Origin of the sequence: Rhodopirellula sp. UBA1907, assembly GCF_002337565.1 — a bacterium.
Classification (GTDB): Bacteria; Planctomycetota; Planctomycetia; order Pirellulales; family Pirellulaceae; genus Rhodopirellula; species Rhodopirellula europaea.
On sequence record NZ_DDGH01000048.1, the window covers coordinates 8558 to 31059 of the forward strand.

The window sequence follows — 22502 nt, forward strand, 5'->3', positions numbered from 1 at the left end:
GCTCGTCGAGCGATGGATTCGGCTTCTTGCCCCATGCTGGTCCAAACGTCGGTGTAGATCGCATCAGCGGTTTTGACCGCGGCAATCGGATCGGCCGTTTGGTTCATTTTCGCGTTGGGATATTTCTCACCGATTCGATCGAGCCATGGTTGGTCGAGTTCGTACCCATCCGGACGTGCGAGCGTGAATTGAATGTCCAGCATCGCACACGCGAGAGCGAGTGATCGCGAAACGTTGTTGCCGTCGCCAACGAAAACCATGTGGCGATCTTTGACTTCGCCAAAATTCTCCAGCAACGTCAGCACATCAGCGATCGCTTGGCAGGGATGACAGAGATCGGTCAGGCTGTTGATGATCGGGACGGCATTGTATTCCGCCAACTGTTCAACACGTTCGTGTGATTTCGCTCGACACGCAACCGCGTCAACAAATTGTCCCAACACGCGAGTGAAGTCAGACGGTGATTCGCGTTTGCCCCAGCCGACATCGTCGCCCAGAAACAAGCTGCTGCCACCGAGGTGGTTCATACCGGTCTCAAAGCTGACACGGGTTCGCAAGCTTGGTTTTTCAAACAGCAACGCAAGCGTGTAGCGTTCCAAAATGGCGGGCCGTTCGCCCTGTTTCAATTTGGATTTGAGGGTTTGTGCGGTTGCCAAAATCTGACGCAACTCTTGCGGGGTCAGATCAAAGAGTGTGAGCAAGTGTCGCATCAAAGTTTCTCCGTTTCCTCGTTGGATTCGAACTCGTCCAGTTCGTTGTTTTCCAGTTCAGTTTCTTCTTGTTCGGTTTCGTGCTCTTCGTCTTCATCGCCGCCTACGACTTCGTCATCCGTTTCATCTTCCTCAGCCAATTCTTCATCGGCCGTGTCGTCGAGTTCGTCCTCTTCGATTGCCTCATCGTCATCGTCTTCGTCGTCATCCAGCTCTTCGGCCGAATCTTCCGCAGATGCGGCTTCATCGATATCCGCATCAAGTGAAATGTCGACTGGCGATTCGTCGGGTTGGGCTTCGTCAGCCGGTTCCTCCATCGGATCCGATTCAGTTTCCGCCGATGAAGTTGCTTCCGTTGACTCCTGATTTCCTTCCAACCCCGCCAGCACCGCATCGATTCGGTCGATCAGGATTTCCCGTTGTTCGGCCGTCATCAGCAACGGAGGTTGAAACAGGACCGAATGTTCGCTGCAAACATCGGCGTGCAGTTGTTCCGCCGCGGATTGCTCGGTCCAAGCTTGAGATTCGACATCCAATTCCAAGATCACGGTGTGCCCGCAGGCATGCAGGTCTCGGACGCACCCGCGGGTGGCAATTCGTTCAGCCAGAGCGATGGCGAACGCGTCCGCTTCCGTGGCAAGAGCGTCGGTTTCGATCAGCGTCGACAGTGCGGCGGAAACAAGATGTCCAACCAAGTCGCTGGAATGCACGGTTTGGTCGAGATGGGATGCGAGCGATTCCGACAGAACCAACAAGCCGCCAGGAAGGTCGCCGACCAAGCCGGCCGAAAGGATGACCGCGTCGGCAGAGATTCCGGCGACCATCTCATGAGCAAAGAAGTAGCCGTTCCCGGCTGCGGGAGTGTCACCATGATCGACGATCAATTGCGTGCCCGTTTCGTCACATCGTTGACGGCATCGAGCCCACCATTCAGCGGTCAATGGCTGGCCGACTCCGCTGAAGTCCACCGGAGCGACCAAAGCGACCGCGGTTGATGAATCGATTTTGTCGACGAAGCGTTCCGCCGGCGCGTGCACGAAGCCAGGCAGCAGGGGCCATTCGTTGCCTCGCAATGTTGGTTTGCCGCTCGCCATTCTCGCAACGATGCTGCGTCCGTGATCACTGCCTACCAAACAAAGGCACTTTGGCGCCGATGCATTCTCGGCGGCCGCGTCTTCCGCATCGTGTTGTGACAGATGACGTCGACGTGCCGCGATCAAAGCATGTTCGAGTGCTTGGTCTCGCGAAGAAGTTGGAATGCAATCAGAGAGCGTTGAAGCATCCGCGTTGGTCAGCGTGCGCAGTTGCTCCGTGATCTTGGTTCGCAGGCCAGCATCGCCGCACCACTCGGGTTGATCTGCGAATTGACGCAAGGCATCCCGGAACGAGTTCTCACCTGTCGGAGAGAGACGTCCGGCAATCGCATTGATCCAGTTGTCGCCGCGAGGGGCATCGCCGTTGCCGGACGCGTTCACTGGTGGATCTCCGTGCCCACACCGTCGGTGGTGAAAATTTCAAGCAGCAATGAGTGACGCAGTCGTCCATCAATGATGTGGACTTTCTGAACGCCACGACCGAGTGTTTCCAAGCAGGCTTCGACCTTCGGGATCATGCCGGACTGAATCACACCATCGGCAATCAATTGGCGAGCTTCCTCGGCCGATAGCGCCGGAATGATCGTCTCGGGATCTTTGGGGTCTCGGCGAACTCCGTTGACGTCCGACAAGAACACGAGTTTGTCCGCTCCCAAGGATTGAGCGACCGCCATCGCGGCGGTGTCTGCATTGACGTTGTACAGTTGCCCTTTTTCATCCGTGCACAAAGAAGGAATCACGGCGACTTGGTCGGTGTACGCCAAGCTTTCAATCACGTCACGATCGACCTCGGTCACTTCACCAACGAAGCCAAGGTCGTCGCCTTCGGAATCGATCAGCTTCTTGCCTTTCAGGACACACGTGGTTCGAGGCGACAAGTTGACAGCGCGACCACCAAACCGTTCCATCATTTCGGTCAATTCGACATTGAGTTCTCCCGCGAGGACCTGTTCGACGACCTCCAGCGATTTCTCGTCCGTCACCCGGCGCCCGCGAATGAATTGGGCTTCGATGCCAGCTTTGGCCATCGCTTCCGTGATCGCTTTGCCGCCGCCGTGAACCACGACAGGACGCAGCCCGACGGTTTCCATGAAGATCACATCCAGCAGCAAGTGCTGCAGGGCTTCTCGGTCCTCGAGCAGGCTGCCGCCGAGTTTGATGACGGTCGTTTTGCCTCGGAAACGGCGGATCCAACCCATCGCTTCGATGAGGGTGTCGGCTTTCGCAATCGCTTGGTCCATGAGCGGCGGGTGTCCCTGTTGGACTTAGAAAGAAGGTTCGCGGAAGAGATGAATGACGGAAAAGATCAACGAAAAAAAGATGCCGGCGAGCGATTGCTGGCCGGCGTGGGCGAATTTCGTCGAGAATTGCTGGTCGGAAACCCGTCAAGTCTACGAATGGCCAACGAGCGGGTCAATCATGGCCGGCCGGTCGCCCGCGTTGCTGCATTTCGGCCTGCTGGCGACCAATCCGCATCCCCAGCAATCCAGTCAGGACCGCCAGCGGTAGGAAACCGGCGGCGATCGCGGTCAAACTCAAACCGTTGAACCTCAATACCCCGAATAGCTGGGCCGACATCACGTCCCCACCTCGAACCACGGCCGTGTCCAGAAATCCCTTGGCTTGATAAAGCGTGCGGCGATCCACGACGGTGTACAAAATTTGAATCGCGGGGGCAAACACGGCGTAGCTGGACGCACGGTGGACGACCACCAACGCGACGATCCAATTAAGACTGGGCCAAAACGCCAATCCAGCAAAACCGATCACGTAGATCAGCGGGAACACTCCCAAAACGATTGCCATCCCGAGCCGACGAAGCAACGCGGCAGTTCCGAGCAGCTGCACCGCCAACGTGAGGCTCAGCACCCAAAGGTTGATCTTGGAGATCAACGCGAATCGGTCGGCTTCGTTCAGATTCGCTTCGCGGATGAAGTCAGCTTGTTCGCAGTAGACCGTCGTGGCACAGGCTTGCAGTGCCAACATGAACAAACAGAGGCCAAGTAAATAAGGCGACTTCCAAACGGTGCGAATCCCAACCCACATCGAATGCTTTTCTTTCGATGTGGCAGTCTGTTCAGTCGAGGCCAGCGCGGCGGTTTCGTCGTCGGGATTGTGAGCGTCCTCGTTGACCAAGTCTTGTGACGTCAACGTTTTCGCGAAAACTCGACCGCATTGCTGGCACAATTCTAATGCGACGATGCCGGCGATCAGCACATACGAGATGTCGACTTGTTGTGAGAGCCACGATGCGAATGCTGATCCGGTGATCCCGCCGATCGTTCCGCCCGCTGAGATGAACCCAAACAACCGCTTGGCTTGGTCGCTGCGGTAGGCGTCGGTGAATACGCTCCACATCAACGACACAACAAACAGGTTGAAAACGCTCAGCCAGACAAAGTAAACGCGGCCGACCCAAGCGGCGATGCCGGCGTCGCTGACTTGCATCGCGAAAAAGAAAACCAGCAAGTTCAGTTCAAAGAAACGGTAGACACGGCTGACCAATCGCATTCCACGTCCACGATTCGCGACGGAGGCGTAGATCGGAGAGGCGACCAACATGGTCAGGAAGCTCGCCAGAAACAGCCAAGGGATTTCATCACTTCCGCGAGTGAAGGCTTCCGTTTCGCGAAGCGGCCGAAGCTGGTAGTAGCCACCCAGCAAACAAAAGAACCATGCCGTCGACCAAACCAGAAGCCGGATTTCTCCTGGTCGAAAAAACTTGTCACGCCACTGGCGTAGGCGAGTCACTCAGCGATCGCCGGTTGCGTTTCCAATCCTTCGACCGATTCGGGTTCGCCGGAATCAACAACGACGGCTTCTTCCGTGGACACCGAAGGCCCGCGAACTTTCACAAAGCCCGAGATGCCGACGATGATCGCTGCGAGCAGGACGATCACCTTCAACCACTTCGCACGATTTTCGCGGATGCCGTTGAAGGCGGCACTGCGGCCAACCAACGCTGACGCGAGAAAGAAGATTGCGAAGGCGAGCAACATTTTGACGCCCAGCAAACCGTGGTACAGCCCGTCACCCTTGTGATTGGGGATCGCACGCATGTAGTTGTAGAATCCGCTGAGCAGAAACAGCAGGATGCCGCCGTGGATGAAGCGTTTCCAGCGACCGGTCACCGCTTGGGCCAGCGTTTGGTGGGCTTCTTCGGAAATCATCTTGGCGGAGGGCAGCAACACCAACAGCATGAACGCTGATCCACCGACCAAGGTGATCGCCGTGCCGACGTGGATGATTCGTGATAGGACATCCAAAGCAAACATGATCGAGCCGATCGGGTGCGAGGTGCGAAGCGAAATTGACTTGCAAACAATTTCATGGGCCATCGCCGGCTGAGCAACCCCACTGCCGAAACATGCTGGTGCCTCACGCCACGTCAATCGATAGACTGGTTATGCTGTCGCTGCCGTGTGATGTTTCTTTATCGCCTGGCACACCTTCCTGATGCTTCCTTCCCCACCTCACCGCATCAATCGAATGCTCACTGCAATCATCACCGGACTTGGTCCGCAACGAGATCTGACCCTCTCGGGGCACGTCTCGAAATCATTGAACAACGAATCTTTGCCAATGGTTCAGTCCGCATGTCGGGCGAAAACGACGACGATCCAACGTGTCGTTTGCGTTGCTGCCGTTTTGGCTCTGATGGTCACCGGGTGCACGTCGTCCAGTTCCACTTCGCAATCCAAGGACGATGGCGATGACAAACCGCGAGTGGCGTTGATCATGAAGTCGTTGGCCAATGAGTTCTTTTCGACAATGGCCAAAGGAGCCGAGGCTCATCAAGCAGAACATTCGGACCAGTACGAGTTGGTCGTCAACGGTATCAAAGACGAACGCGATGTCAGTCGGCAAGTTGCTTTGGTGGAAGAAATGGTCGCCAGCGGTGTGGATGCGATCGTCATTGCGCCCGCGGATTCCAAGGTGTTGGTGCCCGCTCTTCGACGAGCCATCAATGCGGGAGTGGTCGTGGTCAACATTGACAACCGTTTGGATGCGGATGTGTTGCAGCAAGAAAACATCGCGGTTCCCTTTGTGGGCCCAGACAACCTGGCGGGAGCGAAAGCCGTGGGTGACTACTTGGCCGCCAATCGCAAAGGCGACAAAGTCGCGATTTTGGAAGGCATTCGCACTTCGTTCAATGCTCAACAGCGATTGAAAGGATTTGAGGCCGCGATGAAAGAGGCCAACATGGAAATCGTCAGCAGCCAATCCGCGGATTGGGAGATGTCGCGAGCCAACACGGTTGCGTCGTCGATGTTGAGCGAGCATCCTGAAATCTCTGCGATCTTGGCCGCCAATGATTCCATGGCTCTCGGCGCCATCGCTGCGGTCAAAAGCGCAGGCCGTGCGGGCGAAGTGCAAATCGTTGGATTCGACAACATCACCGCGATTCGGCAAGCGATTGAAGAAGGCAAGGTGCTGGCCACCGCGGATCAGCACGGTGATCAGTTGGCTGTCTTTGGTATCGAAGCGGCGCTGGAGCAGCTCGGCGATTCTTCGGACTCGGCGGCTTCCATCGAAGACGTTGAAACGCCCGTCGATCTGATCACGTCCGAGACTCTGAGCAACGAATGAAGGTTGCTCTTTCGGTTCGCGGCCTGACGAAGTCTTACGGCAACGTCACGGTGCTGAACGATGTATCAATCGATTTTCATGCTGGCCATCTACACGCTTTGCTTGGCGCCAATGGTGCTGGGAAGAGCACACTGTGCAAGATCATCAGCGGTTTGGTCTCGGCATCCGCAGGGCTAATGTCTCTGGGCGGCGGCGACTATCAGCCTGGCAGCAAGCAGGATGCGGAGGCCTGTGGAGTTCAGATTGTTCAACAAGAATTGAATTTGATCGAAACGTTGTCGGTCGCCGAAAACCTTCGGCTGGCGTCTCTGCCCAATCGGCGGGGCGTTTTGCGAATGAGCGAATTGCATCGTTCCGCTCGCGAAATATTGGATCGGTTTGGTCTGCCCGATGTCGACACGCACACGATCGTTGGCAGTTTGGGTGTTGGTAAACAACAGATGGTCGAAATTGCGGCGGCGCTGGCCCGTGACGCTCGCGTGTTGATTTTAGATGAGCCAACTGCTGCGCTTTCCGGGAGTGAATCCGAAGAGTTGTTTTCGCATCTCACCCGCATGCGTGAACAAGGCGTCGCGATCATCTACATCTCGCACCGACTCGAAGAAGTTCAGCAACTGTCTGACGAAGTCAGCGTGCTGCGCGACGGTCAGCTCGTTACCACAGAACCCATCGCAAACATCAATCGCGAAAAGATGGTTGCTTGGATGAGTTCCGAGGAAGAAGCGGACGACGATTCCAGACAGCCAGCGGCCAGCTTTGTCAGTCATCGTCGAGACGAGGTCGGTTTGTCGGTTCAGGGGATCTCATGCGGGATGGTCAACAACGTTTCGTTCGATGTTCGTCGAGGAGAACGTTTTGGGATCGCTGGATTGGTGGGTTCCGGAAGAACGGAGTTGCTGCGAGCAATCTTTGGTGCCGACGTGGCTGATTCGGGGCACGTGTCGCTGGCCGGTGGCGAGGCAGTTCGCTTCACCCATCCCAGTCAGGCTGTCGAAGCTGGTTTCGCAATGGTGACCGAAGATCGGAAACAGAACGGGTTGCTGCTGACTCAGCCGATCCGAGCCAACACTTCGCTGGCCGCGCTTGCCACCAAATTTTCCGCCAAGGGATGGATTCGGCAAACAGCGGAGGCTGAATCAGCCAGTGCGATCCACGCGTCGTTGGAAACTCGATGCCAATCGTTGGAACAACTTGTCGGCACACTCAGCGGCGGCAACCAACAAAAGGTCGCGGTGGCCAAATGGCTGACTCGCGGTGCCGAGGTCTACCTCTTCGATGAACCGTCGCGCGGGATCGATGTGGCCGCTCGCGGAAAGCTTTACGAACTGTTTGAGGAATTGGCCAAGCAAGGCAAGACGATCGTGATTGTGAGCAGTGATTTGGAAGAATTGTTTGAAACGTGCGACGCAATCGCGGTCATGTCGGCCGGCAGAATGGTGACGAAGTACGAACGGAATGACTTCAGCGAGGATGCGATCTTGGAAGCTTCCTTTGCGGGACAAGAATCGAAGCAGACCACTGCGTTATCTGACGACAAATGGCAGAACGAGGAGGCGACACCATGAATCGTTTGCAAGGATTCTTGAAACAGCTCGCCCCGCATCTCGGGTTGGTGGCGGTTTTGTTGGTGTTGGTGGCAATCTTCTCAACGCTCAGCAAGAACTTCTTTCAATTGTCCACGGTGATCTCGATCGCCAACCAAGTTCCCGATCTGACGTTCTTGGTCGTCGGGATGACGTTGGTGTTGATCATCGGTGGAATCGATCTGTCGGTTGGTTCGTTGCTGGCGGTGTCGTCGGCGGTGTTGGGCGTTTTGATGGTCAACTATGAATGGTCAATTTGGGCGGCGCTTCCGATTGCGGTTCTGGTGGCATCCATCGGCGGTGGGTTGAATGGAGCCATTTCAATCGGATTTGGGATTCCATCTTTCATCGTCACATTGGGCATGCTCGAGATCGCTCGCGGGGCAACCAAAGTGGTGACCGATTCGAAGGCGATTTACATCGGCAGCCGAATCGAATGGTTTGGTCAGCCTTTGCCCGGCGCGTTTGTTTCGCCCGCCTTCATGTTCGCGATTGCAACTGTGGTTCTGGGACAGCTGTTTTTGACTCGAACGGTCTGGGGACGCTACTGCATCGCGATCGGCACCAATGCGGAAGCGGTTCGAATGTCTGGGATTCGGTCGGCTCCATTGTGCATCGCAATTTTCGCGATCAGTGGGATGATGTGCGGTTTGGCGGGACTCGCACAAACGTCGCGATTGTCGACGGCCGATCCCAACGCGGCCATCGGAATCGAGTTGGCGGCGATCGCCGCGTGCGTGATCGGCGGTACCAGTTTGATGGGAGGTCGCGGGAACGTGATCCGATCGTTTATCGGTGTCTTGATCATCCAAGTCTTGCAGACCGGGTTGGCTCAAGTCGGAGTGTCCGACGCCAGCAAACAGATCATCACAGGAGTTGTGATCGTCGTGGCGGTATTGATCGACGCCTTGAGAACACGATGGAGTCGAAGCTGATCCGATCGACCATGGTTTGGCAGCTTGAAACGCTGCGACTGTCAGTCGTCCGAGTCATCTGCCATCTCGTTCTTCATACATGAAGCGACGATGCGGATCTTTTCGTAGGAGACTTCTTCGCCGAGTGCTTCGAAGACCGGACGGAGTCGTTCATCTTCGGCGGCCATCAAAGCGGCTCGGATTGCCTCGGATTCTTCGGTGGAAACCCATTGCGATGGATCGGTGATTTTTTCAGCTTGGATGTAGTCGCTGAGGTACTTGTTCACCGTCGACTCAGCTCGGCCCATTTTCGATGCGACCTCTTCCACCGAACATCCGTCACGGAAAAGCTGCGATGCTTGAACCGTGGCAGCGTTGGGTGCCGCGTTCACGCGAGGTTTGGTCATGGTCGTCGGAGAGGAGTTGGCGGTCTGGTTTCTGTCCAGTGGATTTTCCTCGCAGTATTGATCGATTGAATCCAAAAACAGTTGTCCAAACTCTTCGCGTTTTCGATCACCGATTCCACGAATGTTGGTGAGTTTTTCAATCGAAGTTGGACGAACACGAGCCAATTCGCGAAGGACGGCGTCGCCGAAGATGACATAGGCCGGCACGCCCCGCTCTGATGCCAACTCGCTGCGTAGTGAACGGAGGTGATCGAACAACTGTCGATCGACACCTTCCCAAGATTCATTCGCGGCGGGGCGACGCGATGCACTCTTCGCCGCCACTTTCGTGAGTGTCACTTCGCCTTCGCGTTTCAGAAGGGCTCGGCCGGATTCGGTCAGGCGAAGTGATTGAAACTCGCCGCTCCGAATCAAATGGTTTTGAGAAATGAGTTGTTCGATCCAAGTGCGAACGGCGGTGGCACCTTCGCTTGCGAGCAAGTTGTAGGTGCTCAGTTGATCGTGTCCGGCTTGAATGACTTTCTGGTCACGCGACCCGGTGAGAACTTTGACAGTGTGTCCGGCACCATATCGCTCTTTCAACCGAACCACGCACGACAGGATTTTCTGCGCAAGCGTGATTGGATCGTCCACGACGTCGAGCTCGCCCAGACAAACATCGCATGCGTTGCAATTGTCCGAGTCGTATTCTTGACCGAAGTATTCGACGAGCGATGCATGTCTGCATTTCACACCGTTGCACAGCGCCGCCATTGACTCAACGGAGGCCATGGCGGATTGGAAGTTGTTGCGGTCGCCGTTTTCCAAAATGCGTTTCCATGACATCAGATCGCCGCCGCTGTGCAAGAGGATGCATTCGGCGGCCAGTCCATCGCGTCCGGCTCGACCACTTTCCTGTTGATAGTGTTCGATAGATTTGGGCATCCCCGCGTGAATGACAAATCGAACATTGGATTTGTCGATGCCCATGCCGAACGCGACCGTCGCGACGATAACGTCGACTTTCTCTTGGATGAACGCTTCCTGGTTTGCTTGTCGAACTTCGTCGGGCAATCCCGCGTGATAGGGAAGCGTTCGGACGCCCATGGATTCGAGTGCGCCGGCGGTTTGTTCGACTTCTTTGCGAGTGATGCAGTACACCACGCCGGACTCACCGGGATGTTGAGCGATGCATTGCTGGATCTGATTCAACTTGCCGTCGGCGCGAAGCATTCGATACGTCAAATTTGGTCGATCGAAATCACCAACCAGAACGTTTGGTTGATTCAGTTGCAATTGTTCGGCGATGTCATCGCGAACTTGTTCGGATGCGGTCGCGGTGAAAGCATGCACGGACGCCGAGGGGAACTGTTCTTTGAGAATTCGCAGTCCGCGGTACTCGGGCCGGAAATCATGTCCCCAATTGCTAACACAGTGAGCTTCGTCGATTGCGAAGAACGAAATTGGCAGGCTGCGTAGAAAGTCGAGTGTCTTGGGCGTCAGCAACCGTTCGGGGGCCAGGTAGAGGATTTTGATCTCGCCCCGGCGAATCCGTTCTGCCGTTTCGCGTTTCTGTTCCACCGACTGGGTGCTGTTGACCAATGCCGCTGAGACACCGTTGCTGGTCAACGCGTCGACTTGATCCTTCATCAACGAGATGAGCGGTGAGACGACCACGGACATTCCGTCGCGAACGAGCGCGGGAACTTGGTAGCACAGTGATTTCCCGCCGCCGGTCGGCAAAACAACCAAGCTATCCCGCCCCTGGATCACGTCCTGGACGGCATCCGCCTGCAGCGGACGAAACGAGTCGTAGCCCCAGACCGATCGCAGGACCGAATGGGCTCGGTCCATCTCGTTTCCGGAAGAGTTGGACGGTGCGAAGGTTGAGGTCGAATCAGAAGGCGACGACATCCGAGAACTCACTGCAATCGTTCGAAAAAGAAGATCGAACAGGTTAGCAGTTTCGGTGAACAGTGTCGTTCACTCGATCGAGGGTTTTCAGCCGCGGCCCATTTTGGCTCGGGCACGATGGAGCAATGGGCCGATCGTATTTTCGCTCAATCCGACCGCCTGGCTGATCTCTTGATAGGACTTGCCTTCCAAGTGGTACATCCGCACGACGCTCGCTTCGCGCGGGTCCAAACGCAACATCAGGTGTTCGACCTCTTCGGCGTTTTCGATTCGCTGAAGTTCGCCGTTTACCTGCGTTGGCGTGGCGTGACCGTTGGTGGCACCATTGACGGTGTTTCCGTTGGCCAAGTTTCCGCCACCCAGCGAGCTCCCCGCGGAAGATGCCGAGGTGTGGTTTCCTGGTACCGCCGAATTGGCAGTCAGGCGACGGACCACAACGCGTCGAGCGACGATCGTCAGGTATGTCGCGAGCGAGCACTGGCGTCGAAAGCGGCGAAGCACGGCGAAATCATGCCGGACGTAGACCAGGAACACTTCCGCAACCATGTCGTCTCGGGTGGCTTCGTCCATCGACAAGCCACGGCCCATCGCGGTCCGATTGACGACATGGACGACCAGGCCAACAAATCGATCGACGAAGTCTTGCCACGCCCGGGGTTCCCGGTCGAGGCAACGTTGCAGTAGCTGACGATCGACGTCGGAAAGGCTCACAGTGATGGTCCGGAAGATGAGATGAATTGAGCCTGTGGGCTCTGGACTGAAGGCTAAAGGTCCGTCACAAGCCGCGTAACCATGTTAGATGGACGGGGGTTCGGTGGCAAGTTTTTCGCGGAAGATTGCGATTGTGCCGCACGGGGGATTCGGCCAACGATTTCGAGCCATTGGAGTCGAAATCTGGATGCCGAAGTTCCTGATCCCCGGCGAATTACGGGGCAGAACTTGTCTCGGTGGACCGGTGGTATCGGATGCGCGGACTTTGCGGGGACGTGAGGGTGCGAAATTGGAGCGATTGATGCCCCCAGGGGCCCCTCAGGAAGCCGGGTTCAAAATGGGACGTAGGGTTCGTCATCTCGACAACGATGTCTCGCAGAATACCGGCTATGAACGACCAAATGGTTCCCAGCGATTTCGCCAACCACAGCATGCCACCCGTGGTGCCTGTTCCCGCAGGCCCTCCTGCCAAGGATGCGGCCAACACCAATTCAGATCCATCAGATCATCCGCAGCTAGAGAATTCTGGCTCCGATGCCTCTTCCACTCATGCCGTGTCTTCTGACGCCGCGCCATCTGATGCCGCACATTCAGCGTCACGATTGAGCGAGCTGTTGATGGGTTTGGGGGAAGCAGCCACAGGGCAGCTCCCGGGAGTGATTGAACCCGCTCAGGTCGCAAATGCTCAAACAGATTCGTCGGCCACTTCGGCGGAAGATACGCGGCCGTTTGAAAATCATTTGGCCATGGCTCGGTTGGGCATGGCGACATCGCTTTTTTATGCTCTTCGAACCAAGCACGCTCCCACGGCGGCCCACAGTCTGCGCGTCGCTCTTGCCTGTTCCGCATGGTGTGAGCGGTTGGGGTTGGCCGATGATGTGCGAGATCGCATCGAAGTCGCGGCGTTGCTTCACGACATCGGCAAGATCGGAATCCCCGACCGCATTCTCCGAAAGCCTGGCAAGCTCAGCATCGAAGAACAGCTGACGATGGATTGTTGCTCGGAACTCGGTTGCGAGATTCTGCGTGGCTGCACCGCCGACCAATCGTTGTTGGACATCGTGAGGTACTGCGGTGTCTGGTATGACTCACGCCGACAAGAAGACCATGTTCGTGGCGACGCTCTGCCATTGGGCGCTCGGATGATGTCCATCGCCGGTGCCTTCGATGCGATGACCACGGACCAAGTCTACCGTTCGGCACTCAGTCGAGAGCGTGCTTTGCAAGAGCTGTTTCGCGGCAGTGGTACTCAATTCGATCCCGAGCTGACTCGCGATTTCGCAACGATGTTGGAACGACGCCCCGAATTGTTGCACAGCAGCGTGGTGAATCGTTGGTTGCAACAGCTGGATGCCAATTCGCCCAACTTCCTCGGCATGATGCGATCGGGAGAACATGTCAGCACCGGGAGTGCGGATGCCGTGAAGCCAGCGGCAACTTGGCAGACAGAAACTCCGGCCGTGCTACCGTTCTATCAAGCTTTGGGCGATCAACTTCGTGACGGCGTTGCGTTCACCGACTGCGAAGGACAAGTCACGTTTTGGAACGAGACTTTGGCTCGGATGACCGGCGTTGCTTCCGAAGCGATGGTTGGGCGTCATTGGGATGCCGACACACTTGGGATGGTCGATGAATCCGGCAACGAATCCGCGGTTTGTCCGGTCGCCGATAGCCTGCGATTGCAGACCACGGTGACTCGCACGATGAAGATCGTCCACGGTAGTGTGTCGCGAGATGTGTTGTTGCAGGTCAGTCCCGTGAGCGATCCTTATGGCGGCGGAGCTCTGGTGCTGGTTCGCGATATGTCAGATCGGAACAAACTTCAAAGCCAAATCCAAACGTTGCACAAGAAGGCGACGAGCGATCCGCTGACTGGTATTGCTAACCGGGCTGAATTCGATAGCCGATTGGTACGTGCCACTGCCGATTCGAAAAAGAACAACTCGACATTTAGTCTGATCATCTGCGACATCGACCACTTCAAAAGCGTCAATGATGTTCATGGTCACCCGGCTGGCGATGAGGCATTGGTCCAATTCGCTCGCGTTTTGGAAAGCCATGCACGGGATGAAGATTTAGTGGCTCGCTACGGCGGAGAAGAGTTTGTCTTCCTGGCGATCAACAGCGACAATGCCACCGCAGCTCGACGTGCCGAACAGATTCGAAAGGCCATCGAAGTCACTCCACTGGATGGTCTCAATGGCGAATCGGTTACTGTCAGCTTCGGTGTGACGGAATATCAAACCGGTGACGCTGCCGAAACCATTCTGGCCCGATCGGACCGTGCTCTTTTGCAAGCGAAAGAGAACGGACGCAACCGAGTCGTGCAGCTTGGCACGGGAATCCACCAAGACGAAGAAGTCGACTCACGGCCAGGTTGGTTCCGTTGGTTGACGGCAAAAAGCGAAGACGAGAACAGCGAGTTCCATTTGGTCACGCCAGTTCCGACCGATCTGGCCGTCGAAAAACTTCGCGGATTCATCTCGGATCACCGAGCCGAAATCATTCAAGTCACCGGCAACGTGGTATCGCTCCGCATTGTCGCTCAAGGCGGCGGAAAAGGTCGACGAGCGAGTGATCATCAAATGATGCTGCACGTGCTGATCCACTTGAACGAAGGTCAAGGCCAACGGAACCGGAACGACAACAGCATCACGCAAACCTCGTTGCGAGTCACCATCCAACCGGTTCGAAATCGCGACCGACGCAGTCGTGATTTGACGCCTTGCGTTCGCGAAGTGTTGGGAAGCCTCAAGAGTTACTTGATGGCCGAGATGGTTCAAAACAGCGACGATTGAATGTCGCCGCCACCGCCTTGAAGGATGTGAACGAGCAACGTTTTTGTTTGTTCGCTGATTCCGGGCGAGTTGCTCTCACGTGGCCCGGCCACGTTGAGGTTCTCCGGGCGATGTTCTTCGAGCCAAGTCCGAATGCGTTTGGCGGCGGTTTTGGGTCGAGCCAAATCAACCGCCAGAAATGGGCGAGACTCGCGCCGGCAAATTCGCTTTGTCAGGGCGGTGCCGCCAGAGATTCGTTCGCGGTAAAGGATCAGTGTCGCGTCGGTGTCGATCACGTTTTGCTCCGTCCGATCCGGGTAGTGTCGCGACGCGTGCTCCTGCAACAAATACTGATCCGGGATGCGGCCATCTTCCGCGATTCGACCGGCCGGGCACCATCCACCATGCGGTAGGTGCAGCTCAATGGCGGCGTCCAAAGCTCCGCGATCCACGCCGGTTTGTCCGCCCGAAATGATCCACTTGGGGACGAAGGCGTCGGTCGATTGAGAACTAGAATTCGGCATGCGGCGATGATAGCACGCACGCTGGATCTGGGAATTGCGAAGCTTTCACCGAACCAAAACGCTGACGTCGCTGGGCCTGTTGTTCGCGGTCAGGGTGGATCGTAGCCGCCAGGATTCCATGGATGGCAACGACCAATGCGTTTGATCGCTCGCCATGTTCCGCGAATTGTGCCGTGTTTCTGAAGGGATTCGATTGCATAGGCACTGCAGGTCGGTGTGAAGCGGCAGCTCGGCCCCATCATCGGACTGATCACGACTTGGTACCATCGGATGCACAGCACCATTGTTGAGATTGCCAGTCGCGACAAGAAACCTCGCGAAACTGGCGGAGGCGACTCGGACGCAGCGTCTTGCGGCGCAGCGTTCTCCGGTGAGAAGCTTTCTCGCTCGACGTTTTTCTGTTCTTCCTGCAACCGATCTACCATGACAACGAATGATACGGATTCACAACCCACCGCCAAACCGTCTGCCTCGGATGCGCCGGAGCGGATTCGACGCGAAGCGGTCGTCACCGTTGAACCCAATCAAGAATTGATCGATCCGTCAGCTTTCATCGCACCCAACGCGACAGTTTTGGGGGAAGTGTACATCGCCGCCGATGTCAGCATTTGGTTTGGTGCTGTCATGCGAGGCGATACGGAAAAAATCGTGATTGGTCGGGAAAGCAATGTTCAAGACCAGTGTGTGTTGCACTGCGATCCCGGAATGCCCTGTTTGATTGGCGAACGCGTGACGGTGGGCCATTCGGCGATCGTGCACGGTGCAACGGTCGAGGACGATGCGTTGATCGGAATTGGAGCGATCGTTCTCAACGGAGCGACAATCGGAAAGGGGGCCATCGTCGCCGCTGGAGCACTTGTGACCGAAGGAACCGTGATTCCGCCGGGCATGTTGGCGGTGGGAACTCCGGCCAAACCGATCAAGGAAGTCAGCGATTCACTGCGAGAGCGTTCCCGTGAAGGTGCCCAGCACTACGTTCGATTGGGCCGCCGTTACCGTGACGAATTTGCCGGCACAAACGTCACGTCCGGCAAGGTCGATTGAGCAGCACCGTTTGACGGCATGCTTTTTTGAACACGCTCGGTTTCTTGGAGCCGTGCATGGGGGGCGTCCTAGTGTTGGGGGAATATTCTTTGAATCCCCTTTTAGAGCCCGTGTTCCAACATGTCAGCTGCTCCTATTCCGTGGAAACACATTCGCAATGTTTTGGTCCTGTTCGCACCGGTTTGGTGCGGTGCGGCTGTTCTGTTTGGAGTTCTAGGGCTGGCGACGGCGTTGTTTTCGAGCGACCGCTGGGCTGCCCGGCAACCGCTCGTGCTTCGTGATGAAGCAACGGGTGCTGTTGACCGTTTGGGGCGATTTTCAAGTCAAACGGATTTGAAAGCCGCGCAAGAAACGCTACTCGAAATGGCACGCAATCCAGAAGTGGTTGCGGCCGCTCTACGTGACATCGGACCCGTCGGTGGCGGACAAGACGATTCGTATCCATCGACCACTTTGGTTGATACCGTCGCGAATCGACGAGTCAATGTCGTTGCACCACAAGGCAGTGAGTTTGGCAACAGCGAACTGGTTTACTTGAAGGTCGAAGCGGAAACGGCTGAGCGTGCATCCGACTTTTGTCGTGCACTTTTGGACAACCTGAGCAGCCATCTTCGAACCGTTCGCCGTATTCGAGCCGACAGCGTGATTGTCGAGCTGACCAATGCTCGCGACTTGACGCGAATGAAATTAGACGCGGTTCTGACAAAGATGAATGAAGTTGAAGTTCGGTTTGGATCGGACTTGAGTGAACTGCGAAACTTGAACGACGCGATCTCAGGTGACGGTGCCAATCGCCGAACCATGGAAGAGAACGCCAAGGAACTTCAATTGGCGGAATTGGAACTCGAACGGTTGAATGCTCTGCAACAACTGTTAATCGCTGGATCGCAGGACCCGCGTCAGTTGTTGGTCAGCGGCGATGAATTGCTTTCCAGCCAACCATCGCTTCAGCGATTGAAAGACGGATTGATCGATGCACAAATCGAATCGAGTCGACTGGCGAGCGTATACACCGAACTGCATCCGCGACGTCGTTCCGCGATCACGACCGAGCGAGAAATCACCTCGCGAATGTTGGAAGAAGCTCGTGCCGCGGTTCGTGCGATGAAGCCCACACTGGCGCTGGCTCAGGACCGAGTGCAACGTCTTAGAAACAAACAGGATCAGCTGAATGAAAAGCTGAGCCGTCTGGCGGGTGTGCGAACGAGCTATTCAAAGCTCGATAGCGACGCCGAAGCCTTGACGCAACAATTGGCGGAAGCCGAAGCGGCTCTTGGTGAAGCTCAAGCGAGTCGATCGGCAGCTCTTTCGACGAACCTGTTGGCTGAGCTTGGTCCACCTCAAGTCGGTGATTCACCGGAAGGAATGTCCGGAGTCTCGGTGACCTTTGGTTCGCTCTTTGCCGGTTTGGTGTTCGGACTGGGAACCGTATTTTTGATTGCTCCTGGGCCACAAGGACCGAGTGCCGGACGCCGTTGGAGTGACCGCCTGACCGGACGCCGGATGACAGACCACATGCCGCCAGAAATGGCCGCGCAAGTCACTTCGGTGCCCCCGGACGGAAAGGATCGCCGCCGCGGTGCCTCTCGAGACTGAACCAATGCATCGATTGCAGTAAACGAAAAACACCTCGCCGAGTGAACTCGACGAGGTGTTTCCTTTTAGACTCAACGTTTATCGGCAGGAATTGCTGACAACGTTATCGCAGGCGACGTGATCACGCACCCGTTGCAGGTGCATCGACGCAACCTTCGCACTGGCAAACCTCGCAACTGCAGTTTTCGCAGTCGACGGATTCATCCAAGCAGCAGTTGCAATCGGCATCGCATTGGCCACAGACACAGGCAGCTGCAACCGCCGATGTGAGAGTGTCGCTTGATGCCGCTGTTTCGTTGGCGGCATTTTCGCACATCATGCCCGAGCAGCAACTCATCTTTGCGACCGCAGACTCGTTGGCTGACGTATCACAGGCGTCGCACTCGCAAGCCTCGCACGAGCAATTGTCACAATTGACATCGCCGTTAACACAGCAATCGCAGCCGACATCGCATTGATTGCACGGACAGGCTTCGCCGCGAAGGGCGGACGCGTTCTCGCTCGAAACCGCGCTTCGAGTGGCAAACAGGATTGCAACACCAACCAAAACGGTGGCAGCAAACATCATGGAAGTACGTAACATCATTGGGCTCCTAATGAACCTGAAACTAAATTGAACATTGAAACAAAACTGTCGTCTAACTCAGTCTTGTTAAATCAATTCAGCCAGCGGCACAGAAGCACGCAGCGGTCACGCGACGTCAAGGCAGTTTGCCATGACGTGTCCGATTGCCGGTCGAGTCGACGGGATGGCAACGGATATTGAAGATCTTCGAGCAAGCCAATTGGCATGCTGAAAGTGACAGGCTGGTCATCGACCGTGAGCACGCGTGAGCTAACCCAGGAGTCGGTCAGAGTGGATCGGACTTCGCAGTCACATTGTGACGTCCATTCGCAGTGACAATTGGATGTCGAACTCGACGCCTTTGTTGTTTTCGAATCGGCCGTCGTCTCTGACTGGCAGCAGGAAGCGGCAGCAGTATCAACCGACGCACAACATCCAGAGGCGACCGTCGCTTTGTCCGAAACCGATGCGGCGCAACAGCACGGAGGTTGCAGCATTGGCCAAACGCATAACGCGAGCACTGCCAGCAATGCTGGCACTCGAAACGCGGTTTGGCTCAGTGCGGTTGGTCTCATGGACTCTTTTATACGCAGCAAAGCGGCGTCGGGTCGAGGGAATTTTTCGAACACCGACGCAAATGGCGATTTGCAGCCGCAATGCGTGGCTTTTCGGAAAAGGCTTGCTCATTCAATGGCGAAATCGTTGTCGAATCCGCCGCTTCACAAGGTCAAGTCATCATGGCGACGGCTGCGGAAGGGAAGCATTTCGAGACGCTCCGTTGCCATCGACCACCACGATGCGGCGTATTTCGGTGCCCGGCTTCATTTGTTGAATCTCATCGAAAGTGAGTTCCATCGATTTAGGATGGTCGTTGGCTCCAGTGTCGTGCGATCCATACTCTTGAAACGTTTCGATTCGATCTTTCGAATGGAATCCGACCCAGGGGATGCCCGCGGAACTGCTGATGCGGACGAGTCGTGCCGCTTCGTCGACTTCGACAGTTGGTCGCGATCTTGCTGGCTTTTCTGATTGATCGGACGAGCCGTCGAGCTGAAACCATGGGCTCCATCGCAGAAACGATGCACTGACGGGCGAGAAGTAAGCTTCTTGTTTAGGCGAAAACTTGCGAGGTTGTTTGTTTCGATTGCTGGGCGGGTCTGAGAAAGTGAACACGCGGTGGAAGTGGTCAAACCCTCGCGTCATGATTCCCATGTTGTCGGTGCAGTGAGGCAATCCCATCGCGTGACCGGTTTCGTGCAAAGTGGCTCCGATAGTGGTCGATGCCAACGCCCAAATCGTTCCTCGGAACGCACTGTCATCGTGAACGTGCGTTGCATCAACAACAGCGTCGTTTTGAAACACCTCCATCGCGGATTGAACGTCGCGTGGCCAACAAAAGACTGATGCACTGCCGAACAAACCCAAGTTGGCTCCACCCAGTGCGGTGTGTCCGAGCATCTTTCCCGTGCGAGGGTCTTTGCGAGTGTAAGCGGCCAAGACGACGTTCTTTGCCATCGGGTCCGGGTGTTCTTCGTTGATCCATCGGCGGACGTGTTGCCACCAACGATTGTTGTCGGCTTGAGCGTAGTAGTCCTGTTTGTCCCGGTCGCCTTTCCAAGTGTGAACGACGACCTCGCCTTTGTCGTCTCGTTCCAACGCAAACGTTCGCGGGCCGTAACCAAGGTCCTTCATCCGTTCAGCGGTGAAGGTTTGCATCAGCAACGCCGCGGTCCGAAGTCGATTCGCGTAGTCTTGCGTGACCGTGTCGTCCGGCACCGCGAAATCCGTTTCCCCCGATTGATCCGTCATCCAGATCAGTCGCACGTAATGCGGATTGGTCTGCGGTTTAAAAGTCAGATTTAGTTCGCTTGTCGGAAGCGATTTGTGTTCCAAACGAATGACGTTTTTGCCCTCCGACAGTTCGACCAACGCTTTGAACCGTTTTCCATCGGTCAGCACTTTGACAGGAGCTGATCCGGCGGGCGCGTGCGTGTTGACGATCTTCAACTCGGACGCATCGTCAGCCGACACACTCCCGCGCAGCAGCACGACGCTGTATCGAACTTCGGAATCCGGTTCGTGGTTCTCAACTCGGATCGACGAGTCCAAGTTGCTAGCAATTGCCAGGTTGGCATCGCTCACCGCGACAGCGATGAAGAGTGCAAAGAGGAATGGGGACCAACGCGTGGTGACGAAAGCCGAGCGGATGCGGGAGAGTCTCATTGAAGGCGAACCATTTTTAAAATTTGTCGGTGAACTCTGCGAACATTCTTCGCAAATCAATTGGCAGCGTGATCCAAGTTCCGCCAAACTCGCGCGGTCAATCTCGTCTGCATCTCGGCAGACGTGGCAGCGTCCGAAACAAAGGACGAGGTTCGGAGTTTACTTCGCATGTCCGCCTCTGTTGAATCGGGCTTGGCATCGACGTGCTGCTTTCTAGTGTGCGGTCGTTTCCTTGCTTTCTGATTTGGCATAGAATCCCGTGCGTTCACGTCTTAGGAATGGCCGGGAGACGAGTGTCAGGTACCTTCCGCTGGAACGGGCCAAGGCCCCGGAACGGCACCACTGGGTGCCTCGACTAAAAGGTACCTGACACTTTTTTCCCCCGATTACTCACTCCACTCACCAAAAGCGTTGCGTTATGAAGGCATTGTTGCTGACCGAATACAAAAACATGCAGGTGACGGACGTGGATGAGCCCGAGGTGGGTCCCGATGACGTTCTGGTCCAAGTCGAAGCGTGTGGGATCTGCGGCAGTGACATTCACGGATACGACGGCAGCACCGGGCGTCGCATCCCGCCATTGGTGATGGGCCATGAGGCTGCCGGAGTGGTGGTTCAGGTCGGCGAAAACGTTCGCGATTTGGAGCTCGGAGCCCGCGTCACGTTTGACTCGATGGTGTCCTGCGGAAATTGTGATTTTTGTCGCGAAGGGCACGGGAACCTTTGTGATAACCGAATGGTTCTCGGTGTTTCCTGTGGCGATTACCGACGTCATGGTGCATTCGCGGAACGTATTTCGGTTCCTCGCCGGATAGTCTATCGATTGCCCGACACCCTGCCCTTCGAACACGCTGCTTTGGTCGAAGCGGTCAGCGTTGCGGTTCATGCAGCCGAAGTCACTCCGATCAAGTTGGGTGACACCGCCGTTGTGGTTGGTGCCGGAATGATTGGATTGTTGGCTGTGCAAGCCGTGCGAGCAGCGGGCGCGACGCAAGTCATCGCGGTCGATCTGAATGACAAACGTCTGGAAACAGCCGGTGCATTGGGGGCGGACGTGTTGTTGCGAGCCGATCAAGTTGACGTGCCGGAAAAAGTTCGTGAACTGACCGGTGGCCGCGGGGCAGACGTGGCATTGGAAGTCGTCGGTGCAACACCGACGGTCAAGACAGCAATCGAATCCGTCCGCAAGGGTGGAGCGGTTACGTTGGTCGGCAATGTGTCGCCAACGATCGAATTGCCTTTGCAGTCAGTCGTTACCCGAGAAATTCGATTGCAGGGCACGTGCGGTTGCAATGGAGAGTACCCACAGTGCATCGATTTGATGAATCGTGGCGTCATCAACGTCGAACCTTTGGTCACGGCCAAAATTTCTTTGGCGGACGGTCCAAAATGGTTTGACCGCTTGCACGCCGGTGATGCGGAGCAAATGAAGGTGTTGGTTTGTCCTCGTTCGGAGTGAGATCCGAGACTGAATGACTTTTCGACGTTGACATTGAAGGCGGCGTGAAACTAATTTCCCCTCGTCGCCTTTCGCTGACTACTCCATTGACCGATTCAGGACAAAAGATGAGCGACCCGTTTGCAAGCCGAATGCGCTCGTATCCGACTCAGGAGCCTTCTTCGTCAAGGCCCGATCGGCGTCGCCGGCCGTTGTCGATCGTCACTCCGCTGCATTACACGCCGTCCTACGATTATCCCTTGGTGGTTTGGCTTCATCACAGCGGCCACAATGAGTTGCAGGTGGAACAAGTTCTGCCGCACGTCAGCGTTCGCAATTATGTCGGTGTTGGCGTTCGAGGAATCCAAGCCACCGATGTTCGTGGATGGGGATTCGATTGGTCCGAGGGAGCTTCATCGATCGCCGCGGCTGG

At 56.1% G+C, this 22502-nt stretch carries 17 protein-coding genes and 1 pseudogene; 8 read left to right on the top strand and 10 right to left on the bottom strand.

Annotated elements, in window-relative coordinates; all coding sequences use genetic code 11:
* From B2R17_RS09935 to B2R17_RS09955, 5 genes are all read right to left on the bottom strand, one after another.
* On the bottom strand, nt 1–710 hold a 710-nt coding region (locus B2R17_RS09935; protein ID WP_286763867.1), incomplete at its 3' end, for an ornithine carbamoyltransferase.
* Nucleotides 710–2185: an aminotransferase class III-fold pyridoxal phosphate-dependent enzyme gene (locus B2R17_RS09940; protein WP_286763868.1), complete on the bottom strand. Its 1476-nt coding sequence runs from the start codon at nt 2183–2185 to the stop codon at nt 710–712. The genes B2R17_RS09935 and B2R17_RS09940, both read right to left, overlap by 1 nt.
* A complete protein-coding gene (gene argB, locus B2R17_RS09945; RefSeq protein ID WP_008653409.1) occupies nt 2182–3045 on the bottom strand; it encodes an acetylglutamate kinase in 864 nt (287 codons plus the stop codon). Before argB ends, B2R17_RS09940 begins: the two co-directional genes overlap by 4 nt.
* Before the next feature lie 172 nt (nt 3046–3217).
* The gene (locus tag B2R17_RS09950) at nt 3218–4555 is read right to left on the bottom strand and encodes an NTP/NDP exchange transporter (protein WP_286763869.1); all 1338 of its coding nucleotides are present in this window, start codon (nt 4553–4555) and stop codon (nt 3218–3220) included.
* On the bottom strand, nt 4552–5079 hold the full coding sequence (locus B2R17_RS09955) for a hypothetical protein (RefSeq protein WP_286763870.1): 528 nt from the start codon (nt 5077–5079) through the stop codon (nt 4552–4554). The genes B2R17_RS09950 and B2R17_RS09955 overlap by 4 nt, the downstream gene beginning before the upstream one ends.
* Before the next feature lie 214 nt (nt 5080–5293).
* Here B2R17_RS09955 and B2R17_RS09960 point away from each other — a divergent pair, with 214 nt between their 5' ends.
* Genes B2R17_RS09960 through B2R17_RS09970 form a run of 3 tightly spaced genes read left to right on the top strand, consistent with a single transcriptional unit; the run spans nt 5294 to nt 8912 of the window.
* Nucleotides 5294–6394: a sugar ABC transporter substrate-binding protein gene (locus B2R17_RS09960; RefSeq protein ID WP_286763871.1), complete on the top strand. Its 1101-nt coding sequence runs from the start codon at nt 5294–5296 to the stop codon at nt 6392–6394.
* A complete protein-coding gene (locus B2R17_RS09965; protein WP_008664845.1) occupies nt 6391–7959 on the top strand; it encodes a sugar ABC transporter ATP-binding protein in 1569 nt (522 codons plus the stop codon). The genes B2R17_RS09960 and B2R17_RS09965 overlap by 4 nt, the downstream gene beginning before the upstream one ends.
* Nucleotides 7956–8912, top strand: coding sequence for an ABC transporter permease (locus B2R17_RS09970; protein WP_008664847.1), 957 nt, complete (start codon nt 7956–7958; stop codon nt 8910–8912). The genes B2R17_RS09965 and B2R17_RS09970 overlap by 4 nt, the downstream gene beginning before the upstream one ends.
* Nucleotides 8913–8953: 41 nt before the next feature.
* Here the strand turns inward: B2R17_RS09970 and recQ are convergent, their stop codons facing one another.
* Both recQ and B2R17_RS09980 read right to left on the bottom strand, forming a co-directional pair.
* Nucleotides 8954–11191 (bottom strand): DNA helicase RecQ, encoded by a 2238-nt coding sequence (recQ, locus tag B2R17_RS09975; RefSeq protein ID WP_286763872.1) that lies wholly within the window; start codon nt 11189–11191, stop codon nt 8954–8956.
* Between the two features lie 87 nt (nt 11192–11278).
* Nucleotides 11279–11902, bottom strand: a complete 624-nt coding sequence (locus B2R17_RS09980) for an RNA polymerase sigma factor (protein ID WP_286763873.1) — start codon at nt 11900–11902, stop codon at nt 11279–11281.
* 389 nt (nt 11903–12291) lie between these two features.
* Here B2R17_RS09980 and B2R17_RS09985 point away from each other — a divergent pair, with 389 nt between their 5' ends.
* Nucleotides 12292–14700, top strand: coding sequence for a sensor domain-containing diguanylate cyclase/phosphohydrolase (locus tag B2R17_RS09985; protein WP_286763874.1), 2409 nt, complete (start codon nt 12292–12294; stop codon nt 14698–14700).
* Here B2R17_RS09985 and B2R17_RS09990 read toward each other — a convergent pair.
* Entirely contained in the window at nt 14682–15203 is a 522-nt protein-coding gene (locus B2R17_RS09990; RefSeq protein ID WP_286763875.1) for a putative molybdenum carrier protein, read from the bottom strand. The genes B2R17_RS09985 and B2R17_RS09990 overlap by 19 nt on opposite strands.
* An 89-nt stretch (nt 15204–15292) precedes the next feature.
* Entirely contained in the window at nt 15293–15628 is a 336-nt protein-coding gene (yidD, locus tag B2R17_RS09995) for a membrane protein insertion efficiency factor YidD (RefSeq protein ID WP_286763876.1), read from the bottom strand.
* On the opposite strand from yidD, the gene B2R17_RS10000 reads away from it, so the two are divergent.
* Together B2R17_RS10000 and B2R17_RS10005 are read left to right on the top strand one after the other, a co-directional pair.
* Complete coding sequence (locus B2R17_RS10000) at nt 15627–16247, top strand: gamma carbonic anhydrase family protein (protein WP_008656532.1); 621 nt, start codon at nt 15627–15629, stop codon at nt 16245–16247. The two genes, yidD and B2R17_RS10000, sit on opposite strands and share 2 nt — an antisense overlap.
* Nucleotides 16248–16367: 120 nt before the next feature.
* Nucleotides 16368–17843, top strand: coding sequence for a hypothetical protein (locus B2R17_RS10005; RefSeq protein ID WP_008664860.1), 1476 nt, complete (start codon nt 16368–16370; stop codon nt 17841–17843).
* A 1300-nt stretch (nt 17844–19143) separates the two neighbouring features.
* On the opposite strand, the gene B2R17_RS10010 is transcribed toward B2R17_RS10005, so the two are convergent.
* Nucleotides 19144–20550, bottom strand: coding sequence for a metallopeptidase (locus B2R17_RS10010; RefSeq protein ID WP_339887841.1), 1407 nt, complete (start codon nt 20548–20550; stop codon nt 19144–19146).
* 499 nt (nt 20551–21049) lie between these two features.
* Here B2R17_RS10010 and B2R17_RS10015 point away from each other — a divergent pair, with 499 nt between their 5' ends.
* Nucleotides 21050–22090 carry a galactitol-1-phosphate 5-dehydrogenase gene (locus B2R17_RS10015; protein WP_286763878.1) on the top strand — a complete coding sequence of 347 codons (1041 nt, stop codon included), beginning with the start codon at nt 21050–21052 and terminating at the stop codon, nt 22088–22090.
* A gap of 86 nt (nt 22091–22176) precedes the next feature.
* A pseudogene (locus B2R17_RS10020) lies at nt 22177–22502 on the top strand (phospholipase); the annotation flags it as partial.